The 17,523-nt window shown below is 32.2% G+C and carries 17 protein-coding genes; 12 read left to right on the plus strand and 5 right to left on the minus strand.

Going from position 1 to position 17,523, the window contains the following annotated elements:
* The first annotated feature begins 76 nt into the window (after positions 1–76).
* Positions 77–1,630, plus strand: a complete 1,554-nt coding sequence (nifA, locus tag TOPB45_RS06500) for a nif-specific transcriptional activator NifA (RefSeq protein WP_013910037.1) — start codon at positions 77–79, stop codon at positions 1,628–1,630.
* Here nifA and TOPB45_RS06505 read toward each other — a convergent pair.
* Both TOPB45_RS06505 and TOPB45_RS06510 read right to left on the minus strand, forming a co-directional pair.
* Positions 1,623–2,291 carry a type 1 glutamine amidotransferase gene (locus TOPB45_RS06505; protein WP_013910038.1) on the minus strand — a complete coding sequence of 223 codons (669 nt, stop codon included), beginning with the start codon at positions 2,289–2,291 and terminating at the stop codon, positions 1,623–1,625. The two genes, nifA and TOPB45_RS06505, sit on opposite strands and share 8 nt — an antisense overlap.
* Before the next feature lie 52 nt (positions 2,292–2,343).
* The gene (locus TOPB45_RS06510) at positions 2,344–2,685 is read right to left on the minus strand and encodes a P-II family nitrogen regulator (RefSeq protein ID WP_013910039.1); all 342 of its coding nucleotides are present in this window, start codon (positions 2,683–2,685) and stop codon (positions 2,344–2,346) included.
* 241 nt (positions 2,686–2,926) lie between these two features.
* Between TOPB45_RS06510 and TOPB45_RS06515 the strand changes: the two genes are divergently transcribed.
* From TOPB45_RS06515 to TOPB45_RS06525, 3 genes are all read left to right on the plus strand, one after another.
* Positions 2,927–4,123 carry an IS110 family RNA-guided transposase gene (locus tag TOPB45_RS06515; RefSeq protein ID WP_013910040.1) on the plus strand — a complete coding sequence of 399 codons (1,197 nt, stop codon included), beginning with the start codon at positions 2,927–2,929 and terminating at the stop codon, positions 4,121–4,123.
* Between the two features lie 316 nt (positions 4,124–4,439).
* On the plus strand, positions 4,440–5,750 hold the full coding sequence (locus TOPB45_RS06520) for an OmpP1/FadL family transporter (RefSeq protein ID WP_013910041.1): 1,311 nt from the start codon (positions 4,440–4,442) through the stop codon (positions 5,748–5,750).
* A gap of 24 nt (positions 5,751–5,774) precedes the next feature.
* Positions 5,775–7,301 carry an AMP-binding protein gene (locus TOPB45_RS06525; protein WP_013910042.1) on the plus strand — a complete coding sequence of 509 codons (1,527 nt, stop codon included), beginning with the start codon at positions 5,775–5,777 and terminating at the stop codon, positions 7,299–7,301.
* Positions 7,302–7,306: 5 nt separating this feature from the next.
* On the opposite strand, the gene TOPB45_RS06530 is transcribed toward TOPB45_RS06525, so the two are convergent.
* The 3 genes from TOPB45_RS06530 to TOPB45_RS06540 all read right to left on the minus strand — a co-directional run bounded on the left by TOPB45_RS06530 (position 7,307) and on the right by TOPB45_RS06540 (position 9,198).
* On the minus strand, positions 7,307–7,504 hold the full coding sequence (locus TOPB45_RS06530) for a ferredoxin (RefSeq protein ID WP_013910043.1): 198 nt from the start codon (positions 7,502–7,504) through the stop codon (positions 7,307–7,309).
* 84 nt (positions 7,505–7,588) lie between these two features.
* The gene (locus TOPB45_RS06535) at positions 7,589–8,014 is read right to left on the minus strand and encodes a hypothetical protein (RefSeq protein ID WP_013910044.1); all 426 of its coding nucleotides are present in this window, start codon (positions 8,012–8,014) and stop codon (positions 7,589–7,591) included.
* A 17-nt stretch (positions 8,015–8,031) separates the two neighbouring features.
* Complete coding sequence (locus TOPB45_RS06540) at positions 8,032–9,198, minus strand: P-loop NTPase (RefSeq protein ID WP_013910045.1); 1,167 nt, start codon at positions 9,196–9,198, stop codon at positions 8,032–8,034.
* Between the two features lie 179 nt (positions 9,199–9,377).
* Between TOPB45_RS06540 and TOPB45_RS06545 the strand changes: the two genes are divergently transcribed.
* The 8 genes from TOPB45_RS06545 to TOPB45_RS06580 all read left to right on the plus strand — a co-directional run bounded on the left by TOPB45_RS06545 (position 9,378) and on the right by TOPB45_RS06580 (position 17,523).
* Positions 9,378–10,367: a PhoH family protein gene (locus TOPB45_RS06545; RefSeq protein ID WP_013910046.1), complete on the plus strand. Its 990-nt coding sequence runs from the start codon at positions 9,378–9,380 to the stop codon at positions 10,365–10,367.
* Between the two features lie 3 nt (positions 10,368–10,370).
* Entirely contained in the window at positions 10,371–10,652 is a 282-nt protein-coding gene (locus TOPB45_RS06550; RefSeq protein WP_013910047.1) for a YggT family protein, read from the plus strand.
* Complete coding sequence (locus TOPB45_RS06555; protein WP_013910048.1) at positions 10,653–10,928, plus strand: DUF167 domain-containing protein; 276 nt, start codon at positions 10,653–10,655, stop codon at positions 10,926–10,928.
* Complete coding sequence (locus tag TOPB45_RS06560) at positions 10,928–11,878, plus strand: NOL1/NOP2/sun family putative RNA methylase (RefSeq protein ID WP_013910049.1); 951 nt, start codon at positions 10,928–10,930, stop codon at positions 11,876–11,878. Before TOPB45_RS06555 ends, TOPB45_RS06560 begins: the two co-directional genes overlap by 1 nt.
* A 64-nt stretch (positions 11,879–11,942) precedes the next feature.
* The gene (locus TOPB45_RS06565) at positions 11,943–13,235 is read left to right on the plus strand and encodes an adenylosuccinate synthase (protein WP_013910050.1); all 1,293 of its coding nucleotides are present in this window, start codon (positions 11,943–11,945) and stop codon (positions 13,233–13,235) included.
* Between the two features lie 4 nt (positions 13,236–13,239).
* Complete coding sequence (locus TOPB45_RS06570) at positions 13,240–14,631, plus strand: biotin carboxylase N-terminal domain-containing protein (protein ID WP_013910051.1); 1,392 nt, start codon at positions 13,240–13,242, stop codon at positions 14,629–14,631.
* Between the two features lie 6 nt (positions 14,632–14,637).
* Entirely contained in the window at positions 14,638–16,854 is a 2,217-nt protein-coding gene (locus TOPB45_RS06575) for an acetyl-CoA carboxylase carboxyl transferase subunit alpha/beta (protein WP_013910052.1), read from the plus strand.
* A gap of 6 nt (positions 16,855–16,860) precedes the next feature.
* Positions 16,861–17,523: a hypothetical protein gene (locus tag TOPB45_RS06580; RefSeq protein WP_013910053.1), complete on the plus strand. Its 663-nt coding sequence runs from the start codon at positions 16,861–16,863 to the stop codon at positions 17,521–17,523.

Consider the following 17,523-nt stretch of genomic DNA (forward strand, 5'->3'; position numbering starts at 1 on the left):
ATGCATATTCACAAAAACTATGACTGTATGAAAAAGAAAGAAATAAAAGCAAAGTATTTAGTGAGTGAAAAAAATTATGAATGCTCTTGAAAGAAAGAATGCGGAATTAACAGCTCTTCTTGAAATAAGTAAAATTTTGAGTTCATCCTTTGAACTTGAAGAAAATATCTACAGAGCACTTAAAGTTCTTTCTGATTCTCTTCATATGACAAGAGGTACTGTAACTCTTCTTGATCCAGAAACATCAGAATTGAGAATAGCTGTAGCTTATGGTCTAACAAGAGAACAAATAGCAAGAGGAAAATATAAAATAGGAGAGGGTATCGTTGGAAAGGTTGTTGAAACAGGTTCACCCATTGTTGTCCCTGATATCGGGAAAGAGCCTTTATTTTTAAATAGAACAAGAGCAAGAATTAATAAAGATAACATATCCTTTCTTTGTGTACCCATAAAGATAAATGAAGAAATTCTTGGTGTCCTCTCTGTAGATAAAATTTTTGATAAAAGTATAGATTTTGAAGAGGACTTAAGGGTGCTAAATATTGTAGCTACCCTTATTGGACAGGCAATTAAACTTTATCGGAGGTTTTCAGAAGAAAAACTTAAAAGAGAGGAGCTTACCTTAGAGCTTAGGAATCGCTTTAGCATTCAAAATATTATTACTGTTTCTGATAGGATGCATGAAGTTATAAAGACTGTAATTAAGGTATCAAAAAGCAAGGCAACAGTATTACTCAGGGGAGAAAGTGGAACAGGAAAAGAGCTTATCGCTAAGGCAATTCATTTTGAAAGTCCCAGAGCAAAGGGACCTTTTATTGCTGTTAATTGTGCTGCTATTCCTGAAACCCTCCTTGAAGCAGAATTATTTGGATATGAAAGAGGAGCTTTTACAGGTGCAGTAACAGCAAAACCAGGTAAATTTGAACTTGCCAATGGGGGAACCCTCTTTCTTGATGAGATTGGAGAAACGAGCCCTGCCCTTCAAGCAAAACTTTTGAGAGTGATTCAAGAATATACCTTTGAAAGACTTGGTGGTACAAAATCAATAAATGTTGATGTTAGAATAATTGCAGCAACAAACAAAGATTTAGAGGATATGGTAAAGAAAGGACTCTTTAGGGAAGACCTTTACTGGAGATTAAATGTAGTTTCCATATTTCTTCCACCTTTAAGAGAAAGAAAGGAAGATATACCCCTACTTATAGAACACTTTCTAAAGAGATTTAATAAGGAATATGGAAGAAGAATATCTATTTCTTCTCAGGCGATGGAGAAACTAATAAGATATTCATGGCCTGGTAATGTTAGAGAACTTGAAAATACTATTGAAAGACTCGTTATCCTTGCTGAGAAAGAAGAAATTACTGTTGAAGATCTTCCCATTCATATCAGGTCCGAAATGTTAAAAACTCTTAATCCTAGTAATACCTATTCTTTAAAAAAAGAAATTGAGGAATTAGAGAAGAGAAGAATAGAGGAGGCTCTAAAAAAGTGTGATTATAATCAAGCTCGTGCTGCTCGCTTGCTTGGTATTACCCAAAGACAAATTGGGTATAAAATAAAAAAATATAAAATTTTAATTCCTTCATTTCGAGCTTTTGCCTCTCTTCAAGTAGGAAACATTAAGTAAAAAAGGTCTCGTAAAACAGATCCGCTCTTAGACGGTATCTTGGATAAAATTTTTCTGTATTTTTTAATATTTCTTGTAAGTCTTCTCTATCCTGAAACCATTCCTTTATGATATCAGGCGTAACCTCTATATGGAACTGAAGAGCATAGGAATTATTATACTTAAAAGCCTGATTAGGATAATTCTTTGAACTTGCAAGCTTAACTGCACCTGATGGAATATCAAAAGTATCTCCATGCCATTGTAAAACCATAGTATAACCAATTGGCTCAATAAGTTGTCCAAAGATCTTATCTCTTACTCCATTAATAGTTGGTTCAATTGGTAACCAACCAATCTCCTCCTTATGTCCTCGATATACTTTTGCACCAAGAACATAAGCTATTAATTGAGCACCAAGGCATATGCCAAGGACTTTTTTATTCATCTTAAGAGCCTTTTCTATTGTACTGGCTACATCTTTAAGGAAAGGATATTGCTCCATTTCATAAACAGCCATAGGGCCACCCATTATGACAATTGATGAGAAAGTATTCAGGGAAGGAATTGGCTCACCAAGGCTTGCCTCTACAACTCTAAAAGAAATATTATTGTTTTTCAAAAAATCGAGAATTGTTCCTGGTCCTTCCGAAACAACATTTTTTATAATTAAGACTTTCATAATAAACCTCAATTTAGTATCTTTTCAAAATATTGCTAGCTTTTATCTTGGGTCAGAGAGCCTCTTTACCTCTCTGTCCCGTTCTTATTCTAATAGCATCTTCAAGATTAAATATAAAAATTTTACCATCTCCTACCTCTCCTGTCTTTGCCTTTTCAATTATTACACTAATCGCCTTTTCTACAAGCTCGTCGTTCAACACTATCTCTATCTTAATCTTGGGTATAAATCTTATTTCATACTCTCTTCCTCTGTATATTTCCACAAATCCTTTTTGTCTTCCAAATCCCTTTACTTCTGTAATGGTCATACCACAAGTTATTCCTGCTTCAGAAAGTCCCTGAACAACCTCATCAAATTTAGTAGGTCTTATTATTGCTTCTATTTTTTTCATCTTAAAACCTCCTGCAATTTTTATGTTAAGTTTTGCTTAATACCTTTTGGGTTATATTATAAAGTTGTAGCTTGCAAAATAGAGAGGGACAGGGACTCCATTTTTTGTAGGCCTTTGAGCCTCCAAAGGAGTATGTCCCTCTGTCCCTCAACACCCGATAAGTTGGTTGGGCTAAAAAAGCCCCAGCTACTCGGGAGGATGGTGTGAGGGACTTCAAAAATCTTAAATCGGAGGTAGCAAAATGCAATACTACGTAGGTATTGATATCTCTAAAGATTCTTTTCATTTCTGCATCCTTAATAACTCTGCTCAAACCATTGCTTCCGGCAACCTCCCTATGTCCCTTGAAGGCTTTAAATCCCTCCTTAACACCCTTAAGTCTCTCCCAGAGCCAGTTGTTGTCATGGAATCCTCTGGTAGATTCCATATCCCACTTTATCTTTTCCTCACCGAAAATAACATCCAAACTTTCATCCTTAACCCTAAGATCGTACGCAGATTCTTTGAGTTTATCTCTGCTAACAATCCCTCTAAACAAGATAAAAAAGATGCCAAAATCCTTGCTCTCTTTGCTCTTAGTAACCCCCAATTCCTTAAATCCTATCCTAAAAACTCTGAACTCCGTACCCTTTCCCGTCTCATCCAAAAACTTAAACATGATTGCTCCCGCAAAAACCTAAATCAAATACGCTCTTTCCTGATCTCCCCAGAAGCTGAAAAACACTTCAATATCTACTCCCACTCCTTCCTTAACATCCTCCTTGAATACCCTTCTGCAAAAGCTATCAAAAAAGCTAAACCCTCCGAAATCTCCGAAATCATTAAATCCTCTATACAAAAGGGTAAATCCCCATCTTTCACCCCTGAAGAACTTATCTCCCTTGCTAAATGCTCCATAGGTGTCGATGACCCCTATCTTTCTCAAACCCTCGTATTCTACATCGAAAAACTCTTCTTCCTTGAACCAAGAATTAAAAAGCTTGAAAACATGCTTATAGAAAAATTGGATGAAAACCAACAAGAACAAATTAAATTCATTTCCTCTATAAAAGGTATTTCTCCAAAACTTGCAAGCCTCTTTTTGGTTGAAATCGGAGATATAAAAAGATTTTCCAATGCAAAAAAGCTTATAAAGTATGCTGGCACAGATCCAGTAATAAAACAATCTGGTAAGTATAAAGTCAAGATGAGTATATCTAAGCAAGGTTCGAGCTTCCTCAGAAATGTTCTTTTCCAAATGGCTGTAGGTGTAGTAAAATGGAATTTTTACTTCAGGTCTTACTTTTTGCGTAAGAAGAAAAATTTTGGCAGTTATAAGAAAGCAATGATAGCAGTTGTAAACAAACTCGTAAGAGTCATTTATGCAATTTGTACAAAAGGAACCTTCTTTAACCCTTCTTTTTCTAATTTCCCTTCTCAGGAGGTCTCTCATGTTTAATTCCTATTTCCTGATAGTTGACTCCTTTTCTTAATTTCAATTAAAGATACAAAATCTATGCCTATTTGTAAGTAATTGTTTTTTAGATAGTTTTTATAAAAGGACAGATTACAAAATTGTGTTTAATTACAAATTTGTCTGAAATTAATCATTTCAGTAAAAATATATCAAAATTTTGAAAAAAATAAAATTATTTTCCTAAAAATTTCTAAATTCTATTTATTTTTTAAATAATTTATTCTTGATTTATAAATAAAGTTTTGTTAAAATTCTGAAAATTTTTTATTACCACTAAACCTTAAAAGTGAGGTGGATTATGTTTTTAAACATACTTTTAGTCATTTTATGTTTTATTTCCTGTTTGGTAGTAAAAGCTTATGGAGCTGGTATTGCTATCTATGAGCAAGGAGTAAGTGGAATTGGGAATGCCTATGCAGGAGCTGCAGCTTCTGCTGAAGACGGAAGCACCATTTTCTATAATCCTGCAGGCTTAACCAAACTCACTAAACCAGATGTTTCTCTTGGAGCCCATGTGATTATACCTAACGCTCATTTTAAAAATACAGGCTCTATAGGATATAACCCTATTACCAGATCTACCTACCCTCTTACTGGAAATAATGGGGGCAATGCAGGAGTAACAGTGGTAGTGCCTAATTTTTATTTTTCGGCTCCAGTAAGTGAACGTTTAGTGTTAGGTTTAGGAGTTAATTCTCCTTTTGGGCTTCAGACTGAGTATGATAAAAACTGGGTAGGTCGTTATCATGCCATAAAATCTAAATTTATAACTATAAACCTTAATCCAACTATTGCTTATAAAGTAACTCCCAAATTTAGTTTAGGCTTAGGAATAAACTTTCAGTGGGCAGAGGCAGAATTAACTAATGCTTTAAACCCTATTGCTTTTTTAAGATTTGGAGACATAACTACTCAAGATGGTTTTGCTAAATTAGAAGGGGATGATTGGTCCTTTAATTGGAATGCAGGGCTTCTTTATGATCTTTCGGAGAAAACCAGAATTGGTCTTTCTTACCGAGCTAAACTAACCCATGTTTTTAGAGGCGAGGTTAATTTTTCAAACATTCCTTCAAATTCAACAAATGTCTTTAAAAAAGATGATGCTAAGGCAAGACTTAACCTTCCTCCAATGATTTCTTTTAGCGGGTTACATAAAATAAATAAAAACTGGACTATCCTTGCAGATGTTACCTGGACTGGCTGGAGTAGGTTTGAAGAACTAAGGATTAAGTATGAGACCCTCATTACAGGTGATACAGTTATTACTACTAAATGGGAAGATTGTTTTCGTTACTCCCTTGGACTCACTTATCAACCTAATTCCAAATGGACTTTTCGCACAGGAATAGCCTATGATGAAACTCCTATATCTTCTGATAAATACAGAACCCCGAGAATACCAGATACTGATAGATTTTGGTTAGCCTTTGGGTTAGGTTATAACCTTTCTGAAAATGCAAAGTTTGATTTAGGCTATGTGCACATTTTTTTTAAAAAATCTCATATAGACAAAGACCCGGTGAGAGAAGATCTTTTAAGGGGTGGATTAAAGGGTTATTACCGTGGGCATGTTGACATAATAAGCGTACAGCTACGTTATAATTTTTAAAACTTTAGAATAAGGTTAAGAAAGATGCAACTTCATGAAAAATTTATTTATACTGCTAAAACCTATTCTAATAAAATAGCTATTGTAGATAAGCTGATTGAAAAAAGATTTACCTACCAGCAAACTTTAATTGCAAGCCTTATTTTTTCTCGAAAAATAAAAAGGTTTAGAGAGCGGTTAATAGGGATTATGCTTCCAAACTCTGCTGTGGCTATTTTTACCGTTATAGGAACTCTTATGGCAGAAAAAATTCCTGTGATGCTTAACTATTCTACTGGAGCTGAATATAACCTAAAATATGCCAGAGAAAAGTGCAATTTTCGTACTGTGATTACTTCTCAAAAATTGCTTGAAAGGGTAAATTGCCCAATATTAGAAAACATGGAATTTGTAGAAAATTGGATAGAAGAGATAGACCTAAAAGAGAAAGTTATAGCTTCTTTTATCTCAAAACTCCCCTTAAAGTTTTTGATGAGCTATTGTGGTGTTGATGGAGATCCTGAAAAAACAGCAGTTATTTTGTTTACCAGTGGAACTGAGAAGGATCCTAAAGCAGTAGAATTAAGTCATAAAAACATTCTTAGCAATATAGAAGGCTTTAGCCAAATGGCTAAACTTACTGAAAAAGATGTCATCATGTCTATTTTACCTTATTTTCATGTGTTTGGACTTACAGTAAATCTCTGGACCCCTCTTTATCATGGTATGACCTTAATTACCTATCCAACACCGCTTGATTACCAAAAAATATGTCAGATTGTCAAAGGAGAAAAACCTACACTTATGGCAGCTACTCCCAGTTTTTGGTGGGGATACCTTAAAAAATCAGAACCAGGTACCTTTGACAGCTTAAGGCTTATGATAAGTGGTGCAGATAAATGTCCTCAACCCCTTAGAGATACCTTTTGGGAAAAACATAAAAAACTTCTTTTAGAAGGTTATGGAACTACAGAAACTTCTCCTGTCATTTCCGTTAATATGCCCGATGCTTACAAACCTGGAAGTGTAGGAAAACCACTTCCCAATCTTGAAGTAATGATAGAAAACTATGAAACAGGAGAAAAATGTGGTCCTAATGAGATAGGAAGGATATTAGTAAGGGGTCCCAATGTTATGAAAGGTTATTTTAACGACTTAGAAGAAACATCTATGAGGATAAGACACGGATGGTATGATACAGGAGATATGGGATATTTAGACGAAGATGGGTATTTATGGCATGTAGGAAGACTTAAGAGGTTTGTCAAAATAGGTGGAGAGATGATTTCTTTAGTAAAGGTGGAAGACGAGTTAGAAAAGGTTTTGCCTAAGAATGTAGAATGTTGCGTAGTGGAAATACCTGACGAAGTAAAAGGAGCTAAAATTGTTGCTGTAGTAAGCCAAAAAATAGATGAAAAAGCAATTTTAAAACAACTTGCTAAGGTTCTTCCTAATTTAGCTATTCCAAAACACTTTGTAGTAATGGAAGACCTTCCTAAAATGGGGAGCGGAAAGATAGACTTTCGAAAGGTTCAAGAACTGATAATGGAAAAATTAGGTCTTAAAGTCTAAAATTTTTATTCTTCCTTCCAAGAGATTGCTCCTACAGGACAACTATTTATAGCTTCTTCACAATTACATTGAGAACAGGCATCTTGATTTTTTACTTGTGCTTTCTCAATTGATTCATTAAGCTCAAAAACTTCAGGACATATTTCTACACAAGTTCCACATCCTATACAAAGTTCCTCATCAATAGTTAAAATTTTAGCCATTTCAAACCTCCTAAGTGTTTTTAAATTAAAAATAAATCATAAATTTTAAAAATCAATAACTTTACTAAATAAATTTTAAAAGTATTAAATTTTAATTTCTTTATAAAATCCTGAATCCCAAAGTTTTTTCTTAATAAAGATTATTTTAATTTCTTGAGCTATTTTTGAGGTAATTTTATAATATAACCAATAATAAAATTTTTCTCCCCAGCCCCTATAACTTATTATCATAACAAGGGTTTTAAAATGCTTATTTTTAAGCTTTTTTAGAAAATAGGTTACAGGTGGGCAATTAAAAGTCCATTTAGGAAAGCAAAGAATTATCGTATCACTTGAAGGAGGTTCAAATTTTGCTTTGAAAGGTAAATAAGGGATAAAAGAAAGGATAAGCCAAATAAAATAAGGTAATTTATAGGTTTTTATTTCTCTTGGTTTTATTTTAAATTTCTTGCCTAAATGATCTGCTATCTCTTTTGAAGTCCCTGTATAGGTAAAATAATAAATCTCCAATTTTAAGTACTTTTTAATTAATGAAGTTGTTTTTCTTTTAAATACTCTTCAATTAAGCTATCTGGGGTTTCAGTTGAAGTATCTGTAACCAAAACTTTTATTTCATTTTGAGAGAGATAATCTGCTAATTCCTTTGGAGGATCAAAAAGAAGGACATGGGTAACTACCTGTTCTTTTAAAAAATCAATTAGTCCTTGATTTTCTGCTTTTTTTACTACATCCTTTACTAAAATTTTATTATTTTCTACATCATAAAGGGCAAAAAGTTCAAATTTTTCTGGATCAGTTTCAATTTTAGAGGGTGTGCTTATAGGAATAGCTATCCTCATAAATTTTTCTTCTAAAATATCTTTTTTCATCTCTTCCGTAGCAACAATTATATTTCTAACCAATTCTTCAAAAGCTTTAGCAGTTACACTTTCCGGATAAGCTGCTATTAATGGTTTACCCGCATCTCCAGTATCTACTATACGTGGGTCTACAGGAATTCTACCTAAAAATCTAATTCCTAATTCATCAGCTAATTTTTGTCCCCCACCCTTTTTAAAAATATCAACTGGTTTCCCGCAATGAGGGCAAATAAAACCACTCATATTTTCAACTATACCGAGAATTCTTAATTTTATTTTTTGACAAAATCTTATTGCTTTTTTAACATCTATTAAAGATACTTCTTGAGGGGTTGTTACTATAAGAGCATAGGCATCAGGTATAGTTTTTGCGACTGTTAAAGGTTCATCACCTGTTCCAGGAGGTGAATCAATTACTAAATAATCCAGTTCTCCCCAGTCTATATCTCCTATAAACTGCCTTATAGCAGAATGCTTAATAGGTCCTCTCCAGATAATAGCTGTATCTTCAGAAGGTAACAAAGGCTCAATAGAAAGAAACTTTAAATTAGGAGAATATTTAATTGCACCTAATCTTCCATCAGGTCTTCTTGAAAGTTTCAAATCTCTTGCACCAAGCATTTTAGGAACATTAGGACCGTGTAAATCCACATCTAAAAGTCCTACCATAAAATCCTGTAAAGACAAACCTACTGCTATATTTACTGCTACAGTGCTTTTCCCTACCCCACCTTTCCCAGACATAACAAGTATTTTATGTTTTATTTTGGAAAGCTGTTCTCTTAATTTTTTATCTTGTTGTTCCATAATGAAACTTTTTTCTTTTTTAATCATTTTATTTCACCTCCAAAGATTGATTATCAGATTTAGCTTGAGTATTTTAATACCCAAGTTATCTTTTGTCAAATTTTTAAAATAGAAGAAATTAAAGAATCTCTTGAAATTATTCTAAATTCAATTATTATTTAAATAACTCTAAAATTAAATAATTTAGTAAAGAGGTGAAGCTTTAGATGAATTTAGAAAACGTAAAAGAGGAAGTTATTACTAAAGAACTTGTATTTGAAGAATACCCTATTTTGCGCTCTCTTTATGGAGAAAGAGGGGCTCATTTTAAAATATTGGAAAATATTTTTAGAGTCCAACTCACCTTAAAGGGGAATCATGTTTTCATTACAGGAGAACCTATAGATTCTGAACTTGCAGAGAAAACTATAGAGGAATTATATTTTCTCATTAAATCAGGTTATAATCTTTATCCTTCAGATGTAGAATATGCATCAAAAATTATTTTAGAAAACCCTAAGGCTAATTTAAAAGATATATTTTTGGATACAATATTTGTAACCTCAGGAAGAAAAGTAATAACTCCTAAGGGAGTAACTCAAAAAAAATATATAGAAGCTATAAGAAAATCTGAGATAGTTTTTGGAATAGGACCTGCCGGAACAGGAAAGACTTATCTTGCTGTAGCTATGGCTGTTTCATTTCTTATGAAAGGTGAGATAAACAGAATAATTTTAGTAAGACCTGCTGTTGAAGCTGGAGAAAAATTAGGATTCTTACCAGGAGATATTACAGAAAAAGTAAATCCCTATTTAAGACCCCTTTATGATGCGCTCTATGATATGCTTTCTTTTGATAAAGTAGTTAGACTTTTCCAAAAGGGTGCTATAGAAATAGCTCCTCTTGCCTTTATGAGGGGAAGAACTTTAAATGAAGCTTTTATTATTCTTGATGAAGCTCAGAATACAACTTCAGAACAGATGAAAATGTTTCTTACCCGTTTAGGACAAAATTCAAAAGCTGTAATTACAGGAGATATAACTCAGATAGATCTTCCAGATCCTAAAAAATCAGGACTTCTTGAAGCTATAGAAATATTGGAAGGTATACCAGGAATTACTTTTGTCTACTTCACTAAAAATGATGTAGTAAGGCATCCTATAGTACAAAAAATTATTGAAGCTTACGAAAATAAGGGAAAATCTTTTAATACTTAAAAAATGAAAATTCTTCTAAGTTCATTTATTCAATTAATAGACTTATTATTATCCATTTATATATGGATAATAATAGCGCGAGCTATAATTTCTTGGATAACCCCTTATCCTTACCATCCTTTGGTTAGATTTCTTTATAAGGTTACAGAACCAGTTTTAGCTCCTATACGCAAAATAATTCCTCCAATCGGAGGAATTGATATAAGCCCTGTTATTGTTATTTTTATTATATTTATTGTTCAAAATCTTTTACACCGTCTTTTAATAAATTTAATGATATTTTAAATGCTTTTAGAAATAAAAGTAAAACCAGGATCATCAAAAGATAAACTTCTTCAATTTAAAGAACCCAATTTTTTAGAAATTTCTTTAAAGGCGCAACCAGAAAAGAACAAAGCTAATGAAAGTTTATGTGAGTTTTTGGGTAATATTTTTAAAATCCCTAAAAAGGAGATTAAAATTTTAAAAGGAAAAACTTCCAGAAATAAAATTGTAAAAATTGAAGGAATTATAGAAGAAAAAGCTATAAAAATAATTAAAGAAATATTAAATTTAAAGTAGTGAACCTCAAAAAAAGGACTTTTAATTATGAAGAATATTTTAGTAAATACGAAAATTTAATCCCTAATTATGAAAATTTTCTTTTTTCTTTAAAATTCCCTATTCCTCAATATTTTAGAATAAATACTCTTAAAGTTCCAACTAAAGAGGATCAGGAGTATTTGTTAGAGATACTTAGAAAGAAGGGGGTTAATTTTGAAAAAATAGAAGAAATTCCCTATTTTTATAGAGTTCTAAATAATGAAGAAATATCTTTAGGAAATTTAGAAGAATATAGCTTAGGACTTATTCATTCTATGACTCTCTCAAGCAGTTTACCTGTAATTGCTCTTGATCCTAAACCAGGAGATTTAATTTTAGATATGTGTGCAGCCCCTGGAGGTAAAACAGGTCTTATAGCTATGATGACAGAAGATAAGGCAATTGTTGTTTCTAATGATAAAAGGATTGATAGATTAACAGCTCTTGTAGCAAATATAAAAAGGCTGGGAATAACCTGCACTATTACTACAAGATACAGAGGGGAACATTTTCCTTTTGGTATACCTTTTAATAAAATTTTAGTTGATGCCCCTTGTACAGGGGAAGGAAGATATAGAGTGGGGTTAGAAGGAGAAATTTTATATCAAAAAGGAAGTGGCAAAGCAAATTTACCCTCTATTCAAAAGGGGTTACTTGTTAGAGCTTTTGATTTAGTTGAACCTGGAGGAATAATAGTTTATAGTACTTGTACTATTAATCCTAAAGAAAATGAAGAAGTGGTTGATTATTTACTTAGAAAAAGGCAGGCAGAACTACTTGATTGGGAATCTCCCCTACCCTTTCATCCGGGTATCACTGAATGGGAAGGGAAACCCTATCATCCTTCATTAAAATTATCTAAACGTTATTATACTCATGAAATTCAAGCAGTAGGATTTTTTGTAGCAAAAATAAAAAGGATTAATTAAATATCTTTGTAATCTTAAAACTTGTGTTATAATACCACTCTGGAGCTGTAGGAGGTTTTTGAGAATGTCTGCATTAGTTATTGTGGGCACACAATGGGGAGACGAAGGAAAAGGTAAAATAATAGATGTTCTTACAGAAAGAGCAGATTTAGTGGTACGTTTCCAAGGTGGAAATAATGCTGGACATACTATAGTTATAAATCAAAAAAAATATATTTTCCATTTAATTCCCTCAGGAATTTTGTGGCCTCAGACTACTTGTGTAATAGGAAATGGCGTGGTAGTTGATCCAGAAGTTTTAATTCAAGAAATAGAAAAGCTCGAAAAAGAGGGATTTAAAATAGGTCCTGGCAAACTTCTTATAAGTGAAAAAGCTCATACTATAATGCCCTATCATAAAGCTCTTGATTTAGCAAGAGAAAAAAAAGCCAAAAAGAATAAAATAGGAACTACTGGTAGAGGAATAGGCCCCTGTTATGAAGATAAGGTTGCAAGAAAGGGTTTTAGGCTAATAGACCTAACTTATCCAGAATTTTTTAAAGAAAAATTAAAAACTATTTTAGAAGAAAAAAACTTTATTTTAAAATACTTCGACGTTGAACCTATAAATTTTGAAGAAGTATATGAAAAATATATAAAATATGGAGAATATTTAAAACCCTACCTTACAGATGTTTCTAAAGTCCTTTGGGAAGCAAAAAGAGAAAATAAAAAAATTTTGTTTGAGGGAGCCCAGGGTACATTTTTAGATATAGATCACGGAACTTATCCTTATGTAACTTCTTCAAATACCTTAGCTGGAAATGCATGTTGTGGAGCCGGGATCGGTCCATTAGAAATAGATATGGTTTTAGGGGTAGTAAAGGCTTATACTACCAGAGTTGGAGAAGGACCCTTCCCAACAGAATTAAAAGATGAATTAGGAGAACGTTTAAGAAACAGAGGATTTGAATTTGGTTCTACTACCGGAAGACCGAGAAGATGTGGATGGTTAGACCTTGTTTTAGTAAAAACAGCAATAAGATTAAATAGTATCAAAGCCCTTGCTCTCACTAAACTTGACGTGTTATCAGAATTTGAGAAATTAAAAATATGTATAGCCTATGAATATGAAGGGGAAATAATTGACTATTTACCTTCAAGTTTAATAGAAATAGCTAAACTAAAACCTATATATGAAGAATTACCTGGGTGGAAAAAAGATATCAAAAATATCAAAAAATTTGAAGATCTCCCCAAAGAAACAAAAAACTATATAAAAACTATAGAAGAATATTTAGGAATACCCTTCTATCTAATTTCTACTGGTCCAGAAAGAGAAAATTGTCTTATTTTAAAAAATCCATTTGAAAATTAATTTTATGAAAGAAAGAGTCCTTATAGCAAATAGAGGTGAAATTGCATTAAGAATAATGGAAGCTTGTAAAGACTTAGGTATAGATTATGTAGCAGTTTATACTAAAGAAGATCAAGATTCTCTTCATGTTAGATTCGCAGATAAAAAATATAGAATTTCAGATTACAGAGATATGAATGATCTTTTAGCGGTAGCTGACGAAGCTAAATGTACAGCAATTCATCCTGGATATGGTTTTCTTTCTGAAAACTATAGATTTGCAAGAAGGGTAGTTAAAAGAGAGCGTCCTTTAATTTTTATAGGTCCTTCTTGGGAGGCTATAAAAGATCTTGGAAACAAGCTTTTTTTAAAAAAAGTAGCCAAAAATTTAGGTATACCCGTTATTCCTGGAACTACAGAGCCTATTTATAACGAATTTGAAGCAGAATTAAAAGCTGAAGAACTTTATGAGAGTTTGAATTCTGAGGGAATTTATAATTTAGCCTTTTTAATTAAAGCTGCTGCTGGCGGTGGTGGGATGGGAATTGCAGAGGTAAAGGATTTGGAAGAATTACGCCCTACTTTTAGAAAAATAAGAGCTTACGCTAAAAGATTTTTTGGAGACGAAGGAATTATCATAGAAGTAAAAATTCCATCCATACAACATGTAGAAGTCCAAATCCTTGGAAGTAAACACGGAGAATATGTTCATTTTGGGACAAGAAATTGTACCATTCAAAGCATTCACAAGCAAAAGAGAATAGAAATTGCTCCAGGTTTTAATGAGAATGCTTCTTATGCTTTTGATTATAAAGAAGTAGAAAAGAAAATAATTAAGTATTCCTTAGAATTAGCTAAATATTTTAATTACGATAGTGTAGGAACTTGGGAATGGTTAATCACTCCAGAAGGAAATTACTATCTTATGGAAGTAAATACAAGAATTCAAGTAGAGAATGAAATTTCTGCTAAAATTTCCTTTGTTAAAAATAAGCAAATAAATTTAATAAAAGAACAAATAAGAGTTGCTTTTGGAGAAAAATTAGGATACTCTCAAGAGGATATTCATTTTAAAGGTGTAAGTATTGAATTAAGATTAATTGCCGAAGATGTAAAAAGAGGATTTTTACCTCTTAGTGGAACTATTACTAAATTTTCTTGGACTCCAAAACCTTGGCTTACTGTGAGAACACATGTTCCTCAAGATAAACCTTATACCATTCCTACTCAATTTGATCCTAATTTAGCTTTAGCCATAATTTATGGAGAAACTTTTGAAGAGGCAAAAAAAAGAAGCTTTGAATTTTTAGATGATGTAATAATAGAAGGGTATACCCCAAAGGGAGATAAGCTAATTACTAATATAGAATTTTTGAAAGAAAAATTAGAATTCCTTTATAAATTTTTAGAAACTTAAAAGCTTATGAAAATTGAATGGCACAGAAAAATTAAAGACCTGTTAGACACAGCTATTTATATAAAAGATATAAAAGGTGAAAACTTTTTTAATATTTCTTCTCTGATTGAGGATATATCAAAAGTTTATGAAGATTTTTATCAATATGATGAGAAATTTATAGAAAATTTTATTGTTCAAGTGGAAAATAGGCTCAAATTTATAATTGATGAGGGAGAAAAGACTCTTACTCCATATGAAATTGTTAAAATTGCAAGGCATCCTCAAAGATTTACTCTTCAAGATATTTTGGAAAATGTTTACGATTCTTATATAGAATTGGGAGGAGAAGGGGAATTAAATATAGATCCTGCTGTAGTATGTGCCAAAGCAACTATAGTTAGAAAGGTAGGAAATGAACTTTATTTTCATCAAGTAATGGTTATTGGGCATGAGAAAGGACATGGAGAAGATTTTCGTCAAGGTGGTAGTGCAAAGCCCTGGGGGAATGAAAAAGCTCTTCGTTATATGAAAATGGCAGAAACAGAAGGGATACCAATACATTTTTTTATTTTTACTCCCGGAGCTTATCCTATTGAAGATTATCCTGGTTCAGCTCAACAGATTGCAAGAAACTTATATTATATGGCAAAACTTAGAGTCCCTACTGTAGCTTTTATTTCTGAGGGTGGTTCAGGAGGTGCAGAAGCTATAGGACTTGCTGATAAAAGATTAATGGCTGAAAAGGGATATTATTCAGTTATTAGTCCTGAAGGAGCTGCAGCTATTGAAGCTAAAATAAAAGATGGTAGACCACCAAGGGAATTGGTAGAAAAATGTGCCAAAGCTTTAAAATTAACTGCTAAAGATAATTTAGAATTTGGAGTCATAGATAAAATTATTCCTGAACCTCCACTTGGAGCAAGAAGGAAAGATTATGAATTTTTTAAAAAACTGAGATTTGAATTAATAAAGGCGACTGACGAAGTTATTTTACAAACAAGAAGTTTAAAAATTTTGAGAAAATATGCTCTTTCAAAACAAGATACAGAAGAATTTAAGTTTTTTGTTAATTGGGATTTAGATGAAGATGAAATAGAGATTTTGATAGAAAATAGATATAAAAAATATAGAAAAATGAGTCAATGGGCAGTTTGTGAACCAAAAAGTGTATTTAAAACTTTTTTTGATTTAGGACACACTTTTAGCTTAAAATTTAAAAACGAAATTAAATACAGAATTCTTAAACCTAGTCATAAAACTTTCAAAAAATTCTTTGATGAATTAAGCAGTGAATCTTCTTTACTTTTAAAGCCAGTTTCAGATCCTGTAAAAACAGTTTACAATCTTATAGTAGGTAAGAAAATTAAAACTAAATTGCCTACGCCTATTTTAATTGAAGAAGAAATTACTCCTTATACAAGTCCTTTGGCTTTAGAGGATAAAACTGTAACTTGTCCGGAAGCTGAGAAATACGGATGTCCTGATTTGTGGGTCCCTGATCTGTATGGAGAATTTTGTGGAGTCTGCCCTAATTGTGGATATCATTTTCCATTAGAATATAAATGGTACCTAAATAATATTTTTGATAAAAATAGTGTAAAAACTTTTAATGATGATATAGCTTCAGGGAATCCTTTAGGATATGAAGGTTATGCAGAAAAATTGAAAGAAGCAAGAGAAAAAACAAATTTAAAATCTGCCCTTTTATCTTTTGAAGCAAAAATTGGAGGGATTTCTTTAGTTGCAGTTATGTTAATAGGAGATTTTAGACAAGGTACTGTGGGAGTTGCTGAAGGAGAAAAGTTTATAAGAGCTATCGAACTTGCTAAAATAACACGTCGTCCTTTTTTAGCTCTTGTTCACACCACAGGTGGAATAAGGATACATGAAGGAACTCTGGGATTAATTCAAATGCCAAGATGTACAATGGCTGTAAGAGATTATGTTGATGCAGGTGGTTTATATATAGTGATATACGATAATAATTCCTATGCCGGACCAGTAGCAAGTTTCTTAGGTTCAGCACCTTATCAATTTGCTCTTAAATCTACCAGATTAGGCTTTGCAGGACCAAGGGTAATAAGAGAAACAACAGGTCAAGACGTTGCTCCTGATTATCATAGTGCAGAAAATGCTTTAAAAAGGGGACATATTCAAGGAATTTGGGATAGAAGAGAACTTAGGAAAAATTTATTTAAAGCTTTATTAACTATGGGAGGGAAAAATCTTTATTATAGGTAAAAAATTATGGAAATAGAGCATCAAAAATTAAACTTAATGTTACAAAAGTTTAAAGTTAATCCATATAAAATTTATCCAGTATTAACTCCTCATACAGGATATATAAGAGAATTTAAAGTTAAAGAAGGGGATTTAGTTAAGGGACCTTCTGGTAAATGGCTTGAAAAACCAGGTACTCCACTTTTTATTTTAGAAAGAGAAAGAAATCAAAAAATTATTAGGGCTAAAATAAGTGGAGTGGTTCAAAAATTAAGAATAGATCTTTTAGATAAATTTGTAGAAGCTGAAGAAGTAGTTTTAGAAATAAAACATCCTCTTTCTCAAGAAGAAATTATTTCAGAAATTTTACTCTCAACCCTTTATATTATAAAAGCTCCTGAAACAGCAAGATATATTTTAAGCCCTTCCCTTGCTTCAAAACTTGAAAAACAGGGATTAGGAAAAGTTAAAGTTAAAAAGGGAGAAGAAATTTTAACTATGGCTTTCATGAAAAGAGAAACTCCTATTTATTTTCCAGAAGAGGGGAATTTTGTATTATATCACATTTATTTCACACCTTTCCAATTAGTGGAAAGGGATCAACCTTTAATTGGTTTTTGTTTAGAAGAAAACCTTCCATATTTGCAAAAAATTATAGAAAGAATAAAAGAAGAATGGCCTAATTCTTAA

Source organism: Thermodesulfobacterium geofontis OPF15 (genome assembly GCF_000215975.1).
Lineage (GTDB): Bacteria > Desulfobacterota > Thermodesulfobacteria > Thermodesulfobacteriales > Thermodesulfobacteriaceae > Thermodesulfobacterium > Thermodesulfobacterium geofontis.